Below are 16224 nucleotides of genomic sequence, written 5' to 3' on the forward strand. Positions count from 1 at the left end.
CAGTTATTTTAACATAGAAAAAAAGCTAAACCAATTGGATAGCTTTTTATAGAATCGAATATAATTGTGATAATGAGCGAATTTCATATGTCGGTTGAATAGAAGTCGAATTAGTTTTATTATTTGAATTTAGCCAGCATGTATCAATACCTGCCCCATACCCGCCCACAATATCTGCACTAAATGAATCTCCGATAATAAGCGTCTGTTCTTTTTTGAAATCGGGAATACGTTGAAATACATATTCAAAATATTGAATCATAGGCTTTTGATATCCGGTATCCTCTGACACAAAAACATTTTGAAATTGATTGCCCAAGCCTGTCCTCTGTAATCTTTTGTATTGTGTTTCGGAAATTCCATTTGTCACGATATATAGGGCGTACTGATCTTTTAATGTTGAAATCAACTCCGCTGCACCCTCTATAAACACGGTACTTTCAGCTATATATTCTCGGTATTTTTTATCAAGTAAAGCCCCGTCTGCTTTCTTCCCTAACACTTCAAATAACTTGGTAAAACGTGTTTCGATTACTTGCTCTCGAGAGATTTCTTCCCTTTCAAACTTGTGCCACAGCTTCTCATTAATTTCTTTATACAAATTTTTGATTGTTGGCGAAAAGGGGATATTTTCACTTTCAAATAATTTTACAAGCGCCTGCTTTTCCGCTGCTTGAAAATCTAGTAGTGTATCATCTAAATCAAATAAAAGGTTACGATATTTTTTCATTGTTATTATCTACCTAGCGTTTTATTTTACTAACAAATTCAAGCGCCTTTTGTGAGGCGTGAAAAAAATGCTTAGCACCCTGTATTACTCTCAGCTTATACGCTTTAAAAAAACACTTTTCTGCCTCATAAATATCTCCTAATTCTAAGTAACACTTACCTAGGTGCTGCCAAGCATAATGCTCGTATTTCTCTAAATTATACTTATAGCACTTTTCTAATGCTAGTTCCAGTAATGAGATTGCACTTTCATATTTCCGGACATATTTTAATGATTTGGCATACCGTATCAACGTCTTAATGTAAAAATCGTAATCCTCAGTTCGCTCGCTATATTGTAAGCATACCTTTAAATAATCTAATGATCGATCTAGCTCCCTATTCATTCGATATAAATTAGCCATACTCCCCATTAATTTGTATTTACTATCTTCATCTTGTACTCCACAAATTAATTGCTCACCATAGTCTAATAGAGATTGTAGCTTATCCATATCCCTGCACTTTTCGCGTAAAAACTCATTTTCATCAATATAATACGATGCCTTAAGCACACAAAGCTCGTGGTTATATTTTTCCAGCATACAACGACAAAATCCCTTTCTATAACATTCATTTGCGTCGATTTCATAATTCATATTTCTAGCAACCAAACACAGTTTCACTACGCTTAGTCCAGGGTCTGGTTTCACTCTTTTCCCGCCGGAAGCTTTACTCTGTAGCGAAAGGCGCATGCCGTCAGCCACACTCGCTGTCTTTCGCTCCACCTAATTGTTGGTGAATCACCTTAGAAAAACTACTTACGAAATCAACTAATTTAAATATAGTTTTTAGACCTACATATTCAAATGTAACCTAAGATAATAGACTTATAAACACAATAATTCAAATTGATTATAAAACACTATAAAATACCCAAATAAAATTATTTTCATTAATCCAAAAGATTCATAATCCATTCCATACGATATAAGACAGCAAATCGGCTCCGTATTCATTGACTATCCGTTTATTGTGTTTTATATTTCAGCAAACGTTTTAAAGTAAGGTTTGTTTATAAGTAGATGAAAAACTAATTTGACTACAAATCACAAGAGCTTGTTCAAGGGGTAAAAAGATAAGAGGCTACCCTAAAAATGGGACAGCCTCTTTAACTCTATAGCAATAATTATTTTTTCGTTATCGTCACATTCAGCCAACCAAATAAAATAGTTAGTAGAGGACTTAACAAGCAAAAGAAGGCAAATGGCAAATAGCTCATTACTGGAACATCTAGCATCTCGGCAATAAACAAACCACATACACTCCAAGGAACTAACGGGTTAATGACTGTCCCTGCATCCTCCATCACACGACTTAAATTTTTCGGATGTAAGCCTTGCTCATCATATTTTTGCTTATATGCTTCACCCGTTAGGAGGATAGACAAATATTGCTCGCCAACAAGCGTATTAATACCAATTGCCGTGATGGCTGTTCCTGTAATTAATGAACCGACTGACCTTAATCCCTTTTCAATTTTGCTGAGAAGTGTTTGAATGACCCCGAGGGCGAATAATAAACCGCCCATACTTAGACTAAGAATCACCAGCATAATCGTAAAGTACATGCTACTAATGCCACCACGTGTTAACAGTGAATCAATCACCTCTACCCCTGTTTCCGAAACAAATCCATTATATAAAATGGCGCTATAGTCTGCGAATGTTAAAGACATATGAAACGTCGATAAGACAAGGGCTACTAGCGAGCTGACAATCAGCGTTAAAAAGGCCGGCATCTTCAGCAATGTGCAAGCAATTAGTATAAGAAGGGGTACAATCGCATACCAATGAATGAAATTAGTTTGTAATAAACTTGCTTTATAGGACGCTATAGTACTAGCATCAAATGTCTCTACAGAAGGGGATAGCACAGAATATAAGATCGCACTAATGACAAACGCAGGAACGGTTGTCAGGCTCATATTTTTAATATGCTCGAATAAATCGACACCAACGATGCTCGCAGCAAGGTTAGTCGTATCTGATAATGGCGACATTTTATCACCAAAAAAGGCACCCGATACAATAGCCCCAGCTGTCAAAGCGATAGATGCATCGATGGCTCCGGCAATACTCATAAAAGCAACTCCGATTGTTGCTACCGTAGTAAGCGAGCTACCAACGGCTGTACCAATAATAGCTGTAATCATAAAGACAATCGTATAATAAAAGCTGGCAGTAATGATAGATAAACCTAGATAAAGAAGAGTTGGAATCGTACCACTTACAATCCAGCTACTAATTAAAATACCGATTAAAAGGAAAATATACACCGCGCCCAGACTAGCCTTAGCGCCTGAAAGCAAACTTTCTTCTAACGTTTTAAACCGTATCCCCTTTATTAGCCCATAAAAAATCAAAAAAATAATAGCAAATAATATAGGAATGTGAGGGGTTGCCCCTAGTCTCCCAATCCCTATAGAAATCATTGCTATAATCATTACCACAATAAAAGCTGCCTCTAAAACAGAAGGCTTTATTTTTGCTTCAATAAAAAACATATGCCTGCTCCTAGATGTAAAGTTATAATTCAACACGTTAAAGTTCAACGCTTCAACTCGAGAAAGTATAAAAATATTCTAACATAGTTAATTAAGAAGTCAATAGTGCGAAAAATGAAGTGGCATTCTTCACTTACTTAGATTAAAAAATGAGTGCTTCCAGTATGGCTAGCATTTTGTTGATACTGTTGATTGTTATACCGATTTCGTTGATATCATCCAAACGCCTATTTTCGTTGATTCTATGCCACCAATTCAAAATTATTAAATCTAAGAGTCTAATCTATAATTTGATACCTTCAAGCTCTAACAATCTTTTTTTCATATCTAAGCCGGCACGAAAGCCAGTGAGCGTTCCATTTTTTCCGATTACACGGTGACATGGTATCACAATCATCACCGGATTAGACCCTATCGCTGTCCCTACAGCGCGTACAGACTTTGGATTATTTAACCGTTCGGCAATATCTGAGTAAGAGTATGTTGTGCCATATGGAATAGCACGCAAGGCAGCCCAGACGGACATTTGAAAATCTGTGCCCTTAAAATCTAGAGGGAAATCTATCTCTCCACGTTGACAGTCAAAATACTGCTGAAATTGTTTGGCGTACGGCGCAAGCTTTTCCTTATCCTCTATTAATTCCATTCCTTTAAAGGCTTTATTTACCCAGGCCCGTAATTCATCTACCCCTTGATTTTCCGAACCGGTAAAGCACAGTCCTTTTTCCGTAGCTGCAATAATAAATTCCCAATTACTATAACGAAATACTGTCCAATAGATCACTAGCATTCTCCCATTCTAATTTTAGTTTTTTCCATATTATACATCATACAAAAAATGAAACCTAATCATCCTCAAAACGTATAATTAATATCATTTATCTTTCGAAAGGATTGATTTCATTGTTTAAAAAAATAATTAAATCTTTACTAGGCGGCTCAGGTGGTTCTGGCTACCGTCGCTATTCATCTAGCAGCCGACGGAAATATTCAAATCGTCATAACTACTATGGTCATAAGCATTATAAACGAAGCCATCGTCGTAGCTCACGAAGCTTCTTTAGCTCGAAAAGTTTCTTTAGTAGCTGGTCATGATTTCGGCCTATACAGAATACAAGTACAGTAAGCTCGTAAAGGAGTATACAGAGCAACAAACCGAATTCCATTTTATTGAACAGCTTGGTGTTGGCTCATATGGTGTTGCCTATTTACTAGCACACAAAAAGACAGGTCAGAAAGTTGTACTAAAACGGTTAAAGGCAAAGCATCGAAAAAAAGAAAAAACGAAGCGTAAGTTTCTACAGGAAATCCAAATGCTAAAGGGGCTTCGCTATACGAGGGTACCTAATGTTTTAGTGGAGGGCTTTTTGAAGGATGTTCCTATCTATATTATGGATTACATTGACGGGGAAACGTTTGAGAGAGCCATTTTCCTACATGGGCAAACATTTTCAATAGACGAAGCGCTGGAAAAAACCCGCGAATTACTTACTATTGTAATTACATTTCATGCACACGGAATCGTGCATCGTGACTTACGAATTCCGAATATCCTTTTAAAAAACAATGAATTGACTGTAATTGATTTTGGCTTAGCAACCTATATTGATCCTACTTTAACAATTGAAGGCATTGATAATCCTAAAAAAGCGGAAAATCATATTAGTGATTTATATGCTGTGGGACATTTTCTGCTTTATTTACTCTATTCTAATTACACACCTGGGGATAAAAAAGAAAGAAGCTGGCAGCAGGAATTACAGCTTCCAGCCGAAGTACAAAATTATATCGAAAAACTATTAATGCTTAAAACCCCTTTTGCTAGTGCTGAAGAAGCTTTACTCGAACTACCATTTAGAAAATCACATCTCACTCTAAAATAGAGCAAGGTAATGTATTTTCTTATGGTCTAAGAAAAGCGCAAGCGTCCCGTTTAGCCTTCGAGGCGCTGGGGCGCTGGAGCTAGAATACGCTCAAACTCTATCTAAAAAAAGTGCCATAAGTTTACTTACGGCACTCTTTTATTTATAGCATCTCTTTTGTTGGTCCCATAACAGGTGGTACAGGTAAACCTGCTTGACGAAGTAAAACCGTCATTTGACCACGATGATGTGTTTGATGATCAATGAGTATCCGTAGTAGTTGACCTAATGGCATTTCCCCACCAAATGCCGGCACCATTTTTAGTAATTCCTCATTCGTTAACGATGCTGCTTCTTTTTTATACGCATCAATGACCATTTCATACGCTTCAACTATTTCTTGCATTGTTTCGGGTCTGTCCATATCTGGTCCTGGCGCTGGTATTTGTAAGCCTGCAAATTGGCCGAATGCACCAGCTACTTGTACTAAATGCCAAGATAACCACCCTAATGAATTGTGCCCCTCTACAATTGCTACATCCATTTTTTCATCTGTAATAGCCTTTAATACATTTAACGTTCCTTTTGATGACACATGCCATTCCTTTGAAAAGTCTTCAACAGTACGATACATTTTACAAACCCCCTTATTAGTATTCCTTTTTATCATAGTAAAAAGTTCTAGTCGTAGCAATTAAAGGGTTTTTATTCAAGATACATTCGAAGTATATTCCATGCCTCAACCTTTTGCTCAAATGTTTTAATATTTTTGCCTGGTACAGGACTAGTAGATGGCATTTTAAAATAAGCTCTGGCGCCTAATATCTCAAACCCTAGCTTCTTCTTAAATACGTCGTGTGCTTTTGTGCCATTAAATAGAACCGCTCCAATTTGTGGATAACGGTTGAATAACGCCTGGAAGTCATTCGGGATTTCATTTCGAATATTGCTATCTAAGCTTCCCTCACGTTCACACTCTCTAATCACGTCCCATAAGCCGATGCCATGGTCCCTTAGGAGTCTCAGTCGCGCACTATAATTAGTGGGGATTTCTTTTTGTAAGAGCTCCGCTATTATTCCCCAAAAATGATTACGGGGATTTCCGTAATATTGCTGTTTTTCGAGTGACTGCACTCCTGGCATGGAGCCGACAATTAGGACACGTGTATGTTCATCTACCACTGGCGGTAAAATATTTTCAACCATTCTTTCGCCTCTTTTCGTAAATTAGGAATGATTATATCATTGTTAGATTAAGGGAAGCAAAGGTCTCTGATGCTATATATGAATCAATAAAAAACGCAAGAATGTATGATGCCACATCCTTGCGCTACACAGCTCTTGTTTACTAGCCACTTTTTCCGAAATACTAGCCGAAAAATCAAAAATACTAGCCGTTTTTTTCAAAATACTAGCCACTTTTTAAAATTTACTCGCCAACGAGAATATTCTGATAATATCCAACTCGTTAATATAGCCTACTACCAGTCCATTTATTCGTTTACTCGTCGAAAAGCTAGTTAGGATTCATTAATAATATCCCAGTATTTCGTTCTTGTTTCCTCTTTTAGTACGCCCTCTTTTTCGAAATGACGGACATACACATATAACATCATTTCATTATCTTCTGTTGGCCGTAACCTCATAAGTACACGATTGATGATAGTTTTACATCCCTGAGGATTCGCATACATTGTATTCCACGCACGGACCTGCAATTCTAAAATCTCACTTAGTGCAGCAGCCTCCAGCTCGTCCATCGGAACAGGCTCACTAAAATAAGCGTAAGGATCCTCATAAATACTTGTATGAACGAACGATATGCATCGGTCAAATGATTCTGCAATAAGCTCTTCTCCAATATAAATGCCGTCCACTCGTTGCTCTAACGTCCCCGATTCTAACACTAGGTACGGTGCATCCTCTCTAATATCGACAATTCGAGATTGGATATTCGGTGTAATTAAAAAATGAGGATGCTCTATATTCAATGAAGCGGCATACCCAGCAAAATCCTCTGTTCCTGAAAAATCATAGTACGTTTTCGGTGGATAGTAAAACATAGCGTCTAAATCCTTTGCTTCAATTGTCCATTCTACTTCAGGACAATCAAAAATAACTCGTAACGCTATTCCAGCATCCGTTTTGATGATTTCATCGTAAATATAATATTGACCTACCTCTATGCTACCTATTTCACTAATAATCCCTGTAAAGCTAAGAATGACGACAGACTTTGTACTAAAGCCACCTTTTGTGTCCAAATGTAAGGTAAGCTGATTATTCAAACGCTTTATCCCTACAATTTGAGCATCATGTAAGCTTTGCTCATACACTTCACGAGCTCCATGGGATAAATAGGGAAGTGCGCCCTGTTTGCTTTCATGGGCAGCATCCAGTACAGCTTCAAATACTGACGTCTGCTCATTCACCCAGTTTATATAATCTTCCCGTACCGTTTGAGGTAATTGAGGTGTATTGAATGTACCATCAAGCACATATGGATAAAAGCGCTCTGGTATGCTCGCTAATAATCGGCCGCGCACATCGTCCAAGTCTTCTTTCCTCTCCGCAAGTAAATCAATTCCCTCTTCCATAGCGTTAGCCAAGTCGCTTTCCCATTCTTGATCCGTTTCAGGAATGGATAGAACATGAGCTTGTTCAAATGCCCTCTTCTCCTGTAGGGTTAAATGCCACACAAGATCACTCCTTAATTTTGTGATACACTAGCACTTTGGAATGTCGCCATTTCCTTAACCATTACATTCGCTGCTTGGACTATTGGGTAAGCTACTGCTGCACCTGTCCCCTCACCAAGACGTAAATCTAACTGGACAATCGATTTCTTCCCTAAAAACTCGGTTGCAATAATATGCCCTGGCTCAACCGATTGATGTGAGACGAGCATATAATTTTCAACGCCTGGCGCTAAAAGTCTCGCTAAGCATGCGGACACTGTACAAATAAAGCCATCTAATAAAATCGGTGTACGCGTTTCTGCAGCTCCAAGCATAGCGCCTGTCATCGCAGCAATATCCAGACCACCGATTTTTGAAAGAAGGTCAATAGCATCTTCCTTATTCGGCTTATGTAACGCAATGGCTTCCCGACAAACTGCTATCTTCTGCTGAAGCTGCACAAGATTTATACCAGAGCCGTGACCAACAACTGCCTCTGGGTCAATTTCAAGCATCGCTGCTAAAAGGGCACTACTTGGTGTCGTATTTCCAATCCCTAGCTCACCCGTAATTAAACAGCCTACACCATCACTAATCATTTGCTTTGCTGCATCGTAGCCAACTTTTATTGCTTGCCAGGCTTCTTCCTCAGTCATCGCTCGTTCCTTCAAAAAGTTAGCTGTTCCTTGTACTCGCACCTTTTTGTTAATTACTTTTGAAGTGGGTACAGGTCGTAAAATCCCGACATCGTACACTTTTACCGGTGCGCCAATCATGCGCCCAAATATACTAATACCAGCGCCTCCCTCAACCATATTCATAGCCATTTCATACGTTACTTCTTGCGGAGAGGCAGATACGTTTTCCGCTACGATGCCATGGTCTGCTGCAAATACTAAAATACCTGGTTGAATATCTGGCTTTACCTGCCCTGTCATTCCTGCTAGCTCTATTGCAATCTCCTCTAGACGCCCTAAGCTTCCAGGTGGTTTAGTTAAAGAATCAATGTAAGAACGTGCATCCTCTATTACTCTATTGTTTAGTGGCGGAATTGAAAAAGTTAACATAGTCTTGGAACTCCTTTGAAAACAGAATTTTCGATTAATATAACATACTACACATGCTAACTTATCCCATTTGGTAAAATTCACTAAATAATCCGCCAAAGAAATGATATGTAGTACATGGCTCAAAAAAAGCAGGAAAATTCCTGCTCCTAGTTATTAATAGATAAAAGAAGAAAGGCTAAAATGAGACCGAGTACTCCCAACGAGGCGATTGGTATCGTATCTTTGATCGTATCCTTTATACGCATATGTGTTAATATGCCACCAATACTTATAGCAACGAGTAGTAATACACCATAAAATGCTAGTGTTGTTGCCCATATACCAATGATTAATAGGGTTGCTGCCAAAAGCTCCACAACTCCCGTAACTATACGGAACCATTGTGGATACCGCCATCTTCTAAATGAATCAATATGCATTCTAGAACCGGTTACTTTTCCAAACCCAGCCATAGCAAAAACAGCGCTTAATAGCCCTTGAATCACCCACGTTACAACCTCCAATAAGAATCCTCCTTATTGATTCAATACAATCGGCTTTTTCCTAATCCAGACATCTCCATAATAGCTTGTATAGCGAATCGGATTACCATTTCAGGCTTTTGCTATGTTGACCTCCGATACATTTATACATCATATGTAACGAAAGCCGCAGTTAATGATTAAATACGGTAGAAAAACATATCCTCCTAAACTGATACAGCTTTTGTTAGCTTGACTAAATGACAACCGAAAAGCTCATTTTGTATTAACATAAATCAAAATGAGAGTCTTTTAGTAGCCTTAGATTTTTATCGAAAGGCAAACTTTTAATGCTACTCAAATGGTTCAACTAGCTCCTTTTCGGCCTTCTTTAAAAAATTCTCATAAGCTTCATATGCCTCTTTCAGACGAGAATGTGCTTCTTCACGTTCTTCTTCCGTTACTGCATTTATATAAGAATTCACGCTTTGAGCATATTTAGTTTTTGTATCTAAATAATCCATGAAATATCGATCCCTAATATGTTGCTCCATCTGAAGTCCTCCACCAGTATGGTTAGATACATCAGCAAACGCATCATATAAAGGCTCAATTAATTGTTCTCTTTGCTCCTGTGTATATTGTTCTGCAGTTTCTTGAAATATTAATATACGTTCTATCGGTTTTTGTATAATGAATAGTTGACCGTAAAGTAATCCTCGATAACTTTTAATTAATTGATGCTGTTGATAAAAAGCTGTACCTGCCACCAATACGATTAGCAATAGTCCCGCTATATATAGCTTTTTCATGACATCACACTCCTACTTACAAATTATTCATATTATTATCTGAAACATTTTTTTCACAACAAATCACTGCTTTTAATAATGCTCTGCAATGCTTTTCAGCTATTTCCCCCCACCAAACACTGCAAGCTCCATCCATTTGAAATAGCAATCAGCATGGTTAAAGCCGATCTCTCTAAGCCAGTTCACTTGCACATCTACTCGTGCTAAAATATTATCCGCCTTATCCGGTCGGTTGTAGTATTCTTTAGCGATTTGTTGTCGGTCACCTTTGTTATAGGCGGTTAAATGATCAATAAACAATTCGTCATGTAGCCTTTCGATTTCCTCTGTGGCTGAAGCTGTATGCTCAATATTAATAAATATACCGCCTGGCTTTAGTAACTGATAAATATCCTTATACAATGCTTTCTTCATGCTATGTGGCAAATGATGAATGGCATAGCCCGATACGATGCAATCTACACTGTTTGGCCTAGCAAAGCTGTCGATGCTCTGACTAAAATCTCCTACATAAAGCTCACATCGATTCTTATACGGCTCCATATTAATTTTTGCCTGCTCAATCATTGGTGCTGAGTGGTCGATGCAAATTGCCTTTGCCTGTGGATAAGAACGAAGTAAAATCTCAGCCAGGAAGCCGTTTCCACAGCCTAAATCCATCACAATCTGTGGCTCACTTACAAAATGATTTACGACTTGTAGCATTATTTGTGCTTGCTCTGCTCCATAAGGAATGCCTCCTCGTACTTGCTTTAAATAATGTGTTGTTACATCTTCCCTTTGCCAAGTTGTTTCCATCTCTTTTCCTCCCTTAATAAAATAAAAAAACTCCGCCTCTATTAAGAGACGAAGATGATTTCGCGGTACCACTCTAATTAGCTTTTAAAGCTCACTCATTAGGATATTTATCCAAGCTGTTAACGATTGCTACCGTTTGCACTTACTAACCTTTCAGCACAAATACTCATGGACGAGTTGGGGATCCTACTGACTGCTTTTCACCATCCAGCAGCTCTCTATACAATAGCCTATCCTTAATACTTCCAATCAACGTGTTATATTATTAGAATTTTCAATATGTTATAACAATAAACATTTATTGTCAATTCTAGTTATCACTCTAAATCAATCACAACTTTACCTTCCCCCTGTAAAAAGCTTGGGTAGCTATTTATTTTAGCAATCATTGGCTGTGACATCGTGCTCATTTCTGTTGGATCAAAATAATAAGTAGCATCTTCAAGCAAGTCATTATCTCCACTTACAAAGCTCGATTGATAAGGGGCAATCACATTTCCATTTTGGTCGGTTAATTCCCAGCCTATCAATGATTGTGAATGATTTAACTTACTAAGAGGATATTGTGCAGTCAAACTACTTGAAGTCACATTTAATACGACATCTTTAGGTTGTTGTACTATTTCTCCTTTATCAAAATCTATCACTATCACATCTTCACCTTTTGGAAGCGCCTCGATTTTCTCTAATACAAGGGTCAATTGCTCCGGCTTTCTAAAATAATTACTTTGTACAAACACACTAAACTCACCACTTTCGATACTACCCATATTTGTTATACCTTCATTTATATTTCTCCATTCTTCCCCTTTTTCATCTATGACCTTCATTGTACCAATTTGTAATATTCGCTTCGTGTTCCCTTCTGCTATCGCTAACTTTATTTCCGCACGTAGTGGTGAAATAACGAGCTCTTTTACACTAATTTTTTGCCCGTCTACTTCTGTTTCTTTGTTAATCGAGTATACTTTACTCGGCGCTATAGGCTTAGTAAGAGTAAATGGTATAGAAAATGTCGTTTCATTATTATTTTCGAGTGTCACATTAAGCGTGAAATCTAAGCCATTTAATTTTGTTTCTTCAGTGAATATAATCTCCAACCTTTCCTCCACCTCGAAAACCTCATCACTACCAGAACGACTATGTGAAATTAAAGGTTTTAAATCCTTACCATTTTGAAAAAGTTTGGGCTCCCTTAGAAAAATATTTTCTAGATTGTGCTTCGAGGTAAGCTTGTAGGCAATCATCATGCCTGTTTCATCAGCAATCACACTTTCAACCGAAAAAGTAATGCCATCCTTTTCCTCACTCGCCCCAACGATGGTTGCATAATCATTTTTAATAATATCTTCAATGCCTTTATCCTCGGCAATCATTTCAACAAATACGGAGAGCCCTGGGATTTTCGCAACTGCTTGGGCAAACGCGGGCGAAATACGGATAGATGTAATGAAGCAAAGGGCAAGCAGTGCTGCAACACCTGCTACTCGAATCCACCGACGACGAAGTCTTTTTTGATTTTGTACTTCTAAAGCGGCATTTCTTTGTGCCTGCTGTAGGGCAGCGGATGGCACATCAATTTGCTCTAGCTCTTCAACTAACTGTTGGAATTGATTATCGTCAAATGATTTCATCTATAGCTCCCCCTTTCCCATTAGCACGCGTAATTTTTTTAACGTCGTATGAAGCCGTGACTTTACCGTACCCTCAGGAATTTGCTGAATATGAGCAATTTCATCATTTTTTAGCCTTTGGAAATACTTTAAGTAAATTAGTTCCTGTTGGTGCTTTGGGAGCTTTTCAATTACGTCTGCCATCTCAAATGAATACTCATCTAAACTAGGTAAATCCGGCATTTCCGTTAATACTATTCTTTGTTGTTTCTTCTTCATGTTTAAGCAAATATTAATAAGGATGCGAACAAGCCAGCTATCAATATACTGTGGCTCCTTTACTGTATGCAGCTTTTTTAGTGCCCGTAAATTAAGCTCCTGTATTGCATCGACAGCATCATGCTCATTTCGTAAATATGCATACGCTGTTCGATATAATAAAGCCTCATTGGCCTTCAATAGCCCGATGATGGCCTGCTCTTCTCCATTGATCGCGCGCATCACTAAACTCTGTTTATCCATGCTCCCCACCCCCTCACTTATTAGACAACCGAGCATCCAAAATCGTTCATTTATTTTATTACACAAAAAAGCCCGATTCCCTTTTTATAGGAATCGAGCCCACCTCTTATTATTTTTCCCCAAGCCACTCTAGCGGAACATTTTTTCTCGAGAGTAGTTCATAATAAAATGGATCGCTGCCGATGATGTAGACACGATCACAGCAGCTTATAATTTCATCCATATCATGTGAGGTGTATACTATCATTTTATTTTCCTTTTTCGCAAGCTGCACTAAATACTGACCAATTTCCGTTTTGGATTTTAAATCAATACCGACTGTTGGCTCATCTAACAAAATTAGCTGTGGATCGTGGATTAAACTAATAGCAAGATTTAGCTTCCGTTTCATTCCACCGGATAACGATGCTGCCGGTTCCTCCCACTGTTCTAAGCTCATGTCTAGGCATAGCTGGCGACATTCCTCTATTCCACGAGATTTCCAGCTAAGCTTTTCGAAAAAGCGCATATTATCCTTCACAGAAAGATGGTCCCAAACCGATAATTCCTGTGGTACATAGCCAATCATACGGCGACAATCGGATACATCCTTCTCATACGAGAGACCGTTCAAAAGAATAGAGCCACTTGCTGGTTTCGTGATGGTAGCAAGAGTATTGAGAAGCGTGGATTTTCCGGCCCCGTTTTCACCCACTAATCCGACAACCTCACCTGGCTGTACGTTCAATGAAATGTCCTGCACGACCTTCTTTTTTCCGTAGCCTTTATATATGTTTTTACCTTCAAGCATTGCTCCTCACCTCACGTATATACAAAATACTCCCTATAAATAATAATAACAGGCACCACACGTACGGAATATTTTGATTTAATAATCCATAAATCGGACTAGCCTGCTCTACTAGCGGGAAACGACGAACGAGTGAATCCATCGGCATAAAGGCACCACCTAAAATCGCTAATAGCAAGCTCATTACAAGCGCAGATAAATAATAAAAAACAGTGTTGTTAAATAAGAACGCTACACAAAACGAGAATAGGTTAATTATTAAGCGATATAAAATAAGCGATAGCAGAAAAGATACAGAGACCTTGCCATAGCCCAATAACATCGTGACGACGACCATAGTGCCATCAATAAGTAATAGCACAAGTGTATACAGGATTAAATTTGTTACAGCATAGTGCCAAAAGGAAATCTTCGCAAAGGTCCACCGCAGCTTAATCCCTTGACCCTTTTCCTTTACTAGCCAATCAAATAAATAAAATGTCGTTAATAAGGACAAAAATGCCCATAACCCCCAAATTCCTTTATTATTACTCTCTCCCAAATTGTTCAATTGTGCTTGGCTATATTGGAAGGATGTTTGGAGTAAATCTGTCCGCTCTTGCCTTTCCTTACTTTCTAGCACAATTTCATCAAATGACCACTTCAGATCCGCTTCATTTTCTGCAATCAAATCTCTTACCTCGTAGGCAGCCTTTGCCCTTGAAGCATCTTCCTGAGCTAAGGAGCTAATGCTTTCCACAACAGCAAAATAAGCATAAGAGCGATTTGTTGAATACGCTTCAATTAACCGATTTCGCTTGTTCTTGTCCAACTGCTCCTCGTATCTCCGTTTGATTACAAAAACACTATCAAGCTCATATTTCTCCAGCTGGTAAAGTGCCTCTCGCTTCGATACAACCGAAACATGTAAATAAGGTATTGCCTGTATTTGCTCGATTAGTGCCTCACTCAGCTGCGATTTATCCTCATCCACTACTGCAATCGGAATTTTTGATTCACCCGCAGTATGCATAACGAGCTGGTAGATGAGCAGCGTTAAAAAGATAGGTGAGAATATCCATAGCAATGTACTAAAAAGATGTTTTTTCACATGCAGCCAACGCGTAAATAGAACAGTATTCAACGTGACCACCTCTCCTTCAAGCTTAAGCAGCCTAATAGAACAATGACGGCCGTACCGAGCTGCGTTAATAATTTGCTATAGGAGATATAATTTCGCTCCTCCAGTGTAAGATCCACAAGCCACTCCCATGCCTCATAAAAATACACATATGGCAGCCACTCCTGCATAAATAATGGCAAATACATTGATGGAATGATTGCACCACTTAGCACAATCCCTGCCCCGAGTACTACAGCTTGTACTAGGAGCGATACCTTCTTGGACTGAATTAGTACATCCATAACCGCTGTCACCGTTAAGACGATAAATGTATAAATAATAATAACTCCCATTATTCGAGTATAATCCTTCAACAGTAATGGAAGCTCCAGTATTTTTATGACGCCTATGCATGCTAAGGTTGACAGTACACTCCCTAATAAAAATGACGTTAAAATCCGCGCTATCATTCTATGCCATAATGTTACACCGAGTAATTTTAGGCGGATTGCCATCGAAGGTGAAACTTGCTGCGCTAGCAACAAATACACACCGACGGACCAAATCGTGGTCACAATAAACCATGCTGCTAGTGTAAAATAGTTTTTTGGTGTTGAGGTAGCGATATGGGCAATTTGCTCCTCTCTCAGCATATTGCTCTTACCAAGCGTATAAAGAGTAAAGCCCATAAATTGCTCCAGCTTCAACTCTTCCATCTCTTCCTCTTCGATTCCCACTTTTTTAGCATAGTGATACACTGTTAAAATATTGGCTTGTGCAGATTCAATATATCGGGAAAGTGTATCGACTAGCTCTCGAATAATAAAGCTATCCGCTTTTCGATTTGGATTTCCGACGACACCAACCTCTACAGAGCTCCCGTCAAATAAGTCAGCAGTAAAATTTTCTGGAAAGACAATATACGCACTTAAAACATCACCCGTAATCCCTTTTTCAGCATCAGTAATTGACATTGCCTCGAGTGAAACATGTTCATTTTCTTCCATTAATAATGTAATAAACTGTGTAATCATCTGACTTTCGTTCGACCCATCTCTATCAACAAGACCAATCGAAATTTTATCATTGGCTGTCGGTGCTATAAATGATATAGCCGTTATAATAAACAAGGTCAATATCATGATTGGAAAAACAAAAAGAAGAAGAAGTGAAATCCACTTCTTCTTTAACTGTTGTAAATATTGAGTCATGAAAAATAGTATTCTTTTTATGATCATCATA

The 16224-nt window shown here is 38.4% G+C and carries 18 protein-coding genes and 1 other annotated feature; of the genes, 2 read left to right on the plus strand and 16 right to left on the minus strand.

Annotated features, from left to right (window positions below):
- Positions 1-46: 46 nt before the first annotated feature.
- The 4 genes from V4T18_RS03210 to V4T18_RS03225 all read right to left on the minus strand — a co-directional run bounded on the left by V4T18_RS03210 (position 47) and on the right by V4T18_RS03225 (position 4064).
- Positions 47-730 carry a YjjG family noncanonical pyrimidine nucleotidase gene (locus tag V4T18_RS03210; RefSeq protein ID WP_332646525.1) on the minus strand — a complete coding sequence of 228 codons (684 nt, stop codon included), beginning with the start codon at positions 728-730 and terminating at the stop codon, positions 47-49.
- A gap of 13 nt (positions 731-743) precedes the next feature.
- Positions 744-1223: a hypothetical protein gene (locus V4T18_RS03215; protein ID WP_332646526.1), complete on the minus strand. Its 480-nt coding sequence runs from the start codon at positions 1221-1223 to the stop codon at positions 744-746.
- 674 nt (positions 1224-1897) lie between these two features.
- On the minus strand, positions 1898-3274 hold the full coding sequence (gene nhaC / locus V4T18_RS03220; protein ID WP_332646528.1) for a Na+/H+ antiporter NhaC: 1377 nt from the start codon (positions 3272-3274) through the stop codon (positions 1898-1900).
- 283 nt (positions 3275-3557) lie between these two features.
- The gene (locus tag V4T18_RS03225) at positions 3558-4064 is read right to left on the minus strand and encodes a methylated-DNA--[protein]-cysteine S-methyltransferase (protein ID WP_332646530.1); all 507 of its coding nucleotides are present in this window, start codon (positions 4062-4064) and stop codon (positions 3558-3560) included.
- A gap of 113 nt (positions 4065-4177) precedes the next feature.
- On the opposite strand from V4T18_RS03225, the gene V4T18_RS03230 reads away from it, so the two are divergent.
- Positions 4178-4369, plus strand: a complete 192-nt coding sequence (locus V4T18_RS03230; protein ID WP_332646532.1) for a hypothetical protein — start codon at positions 4178-4180, stop codon at positions 4367-4369.
- On the plus strand, positions 4366-5157 hold the full coding sequence (locus tag V4T18_RS03235; protein WP_332646534.1) for a serine/threonine protein kinase: 792 nt from the start codon (positions 4366-4368) through the stop codon (positions 5155-5157). Before V4T18_RS03230 ends, V4T18_RS03235 begins: the two co-directional genes overlap by 4 nt.
- 142 nt (positions 5158-5299) lie before the next feature.
- Here the strand turns inward: V4T18_RS03235 and V4T18_RS03240 are convergent, their stop codons facing one another.
- The 12 genes from V4T18_RS03240 to V4T18_RS03295 all read right to left on the minus strand — a co-directional run bounded on the left by V4T18_RS03240 (position 5300) and on the right by V4T18_RS03295 (position 16220).
- Positions 5300-5770: a DinB family protein gene (locus V4T18_RS03240; protein ID WP_332646537.1), complete on the minus strand. Its 471-nt coding sequence runs from the start codon at positions 5768-5770 to the stop codon at positions 5300-5302.
- A 71-nt stretch (positions 5771-5841) separates the two neighbouring features.
- A complete protein-coding gene (locus V4T18_RS03245) occupies positions 5842-6342 on the minus strand; it encodes a DNA-deoxyinosine glycosylase (protein ID WP_332646539.1) in 501 nt (166 codons plus the stop codon).
- Positions 6343-6656: 314 nt separating this feature from the next.
- The gene (locus V4T18_RS03250) at positions 6657-7835 is read right to left on the minus strand and encodes a DUF4085 family protein (protein WP_332646541.1); all 1179 of its coding nucleotides are present in this window, start codon (positions 7833-7835) and stop codon (positions 6657-6659) included.
- A gap of 11 nt (positions 7836-7846) precedes the next feature.
- Positions 7847-8881 (minus strand): nicotinate-nucleotide--dimethylbenzimidazole phosphoribosyltransferase, encoded by a 1035-nt coding sequence (gene cobT / locus V4T18_RS03255; RefSeq protein WP_332646544.1) that lies wholly within the window; start codon positions 8879-8881, stop codon positions 7847-7849.
- A gap of 149 nt (positions 8882-9030) precedes the next feature.
- A complete protein-coding gene (locus V4T18_RS03260) occupies positions 9031-9387 on the minus strand; it encodes a DoxX family protein (protein ID WP_332646547.1) in 357 nt (118 codons plus the stop codon).
- A gap of 311 nt (positions 9388-9698) precedes the next feature.
- A complete protein-coding gene (locus tag V4T18_RS03265) occupies positions 9699-10157 on the minus strand; it encodes a hypothetical protein (RefSeq protein WP_332646550.1) in 459 nt (152 codons plus the stop codon).
- Positions 10158-10256: 99 nt separating this feature from the next.
- A complete protein-coding gene (locus V4T18_RS03270) occupies positions 10257-10955 on the minus strand; it encodes a class I SAM-dependent methyltransferase (protein ID WP_332646552.1) in 699 nt (232 codons plus the stop codon).
- Positions 10956-10996: 41 nt separating this feature from the next.
- Positions 10997-11217: a binding site (T-box leader), on the minus strand.
- A gap of 55 nt (positions 11218-11272) precedes the next feature.
- The gene (locus V4T18_RS03275; protein ID WP_332646555.1) at positions 11273-12589 is read right to left on the minus strand and encodes a DUF4179 domain-containing protein; all 1317 of its coding nucleotides are present in this window, start codon (positions 12587-12589) and stop codon (positions 11273-11275) included.
- Entirely contained in the window at positions 12590-13090 is a 501-nt protein-coding gene (locus V4T18_RS03280) for a sigma-70 family RNA polymerase sigma factor (protein ID WP_332646557.1), read from the minus strand.
- A gap of 109 nt (positions 13091-13199) precedes the next feature.
- The gene (locus tag V4T18_RS03285) at positions 13200-13880 is read right to left on the minus strand and encodes an ABC transporter ATP-binding protein (protein ID WP_332646560.1); all 681 of its coding nucleotides are present in this window, start codon (positions 13878-13880) and stop codon (positions 13200-13202) included.
- Positions 13873-15003 (minus strand): ABC transporter permease, encoded by a 1131-nt coding sequence (locus V4T18_RS03290; protein WP_332646563.1) that lies wholly within the window; start codon positions 15001-15003, stop codon positions 13873-13875. Before V4T18_RS03290 ends, V4T18_RS03285 begins: the two co-directional genes overlap by 8 nt.
- Positions 15000-16220, minus strand: a complete 1221-nt coding sequence (locus V4T18_RS03295; RefSeq protein WP_332646564.1) for an ABC transporter permease — start codon at positions 16218-16220, stop codon at positions 15000-15002. Before V4T18_RS03295 ends, V4T18_RS03290 begins: the two co-directional genes overlap by 4 nt.
- Positions 16221-16224: the final 4 nt, after the last annotated feature.

This window comes from Lysinibacillus sp. 54212 (assembly GCF_036662795.1).
Taxonomy (GTDB): Bacteria; Bacillota; Bacilli; order Bacillales_A; family Planococcaceae; genus Lysinibacillus_B.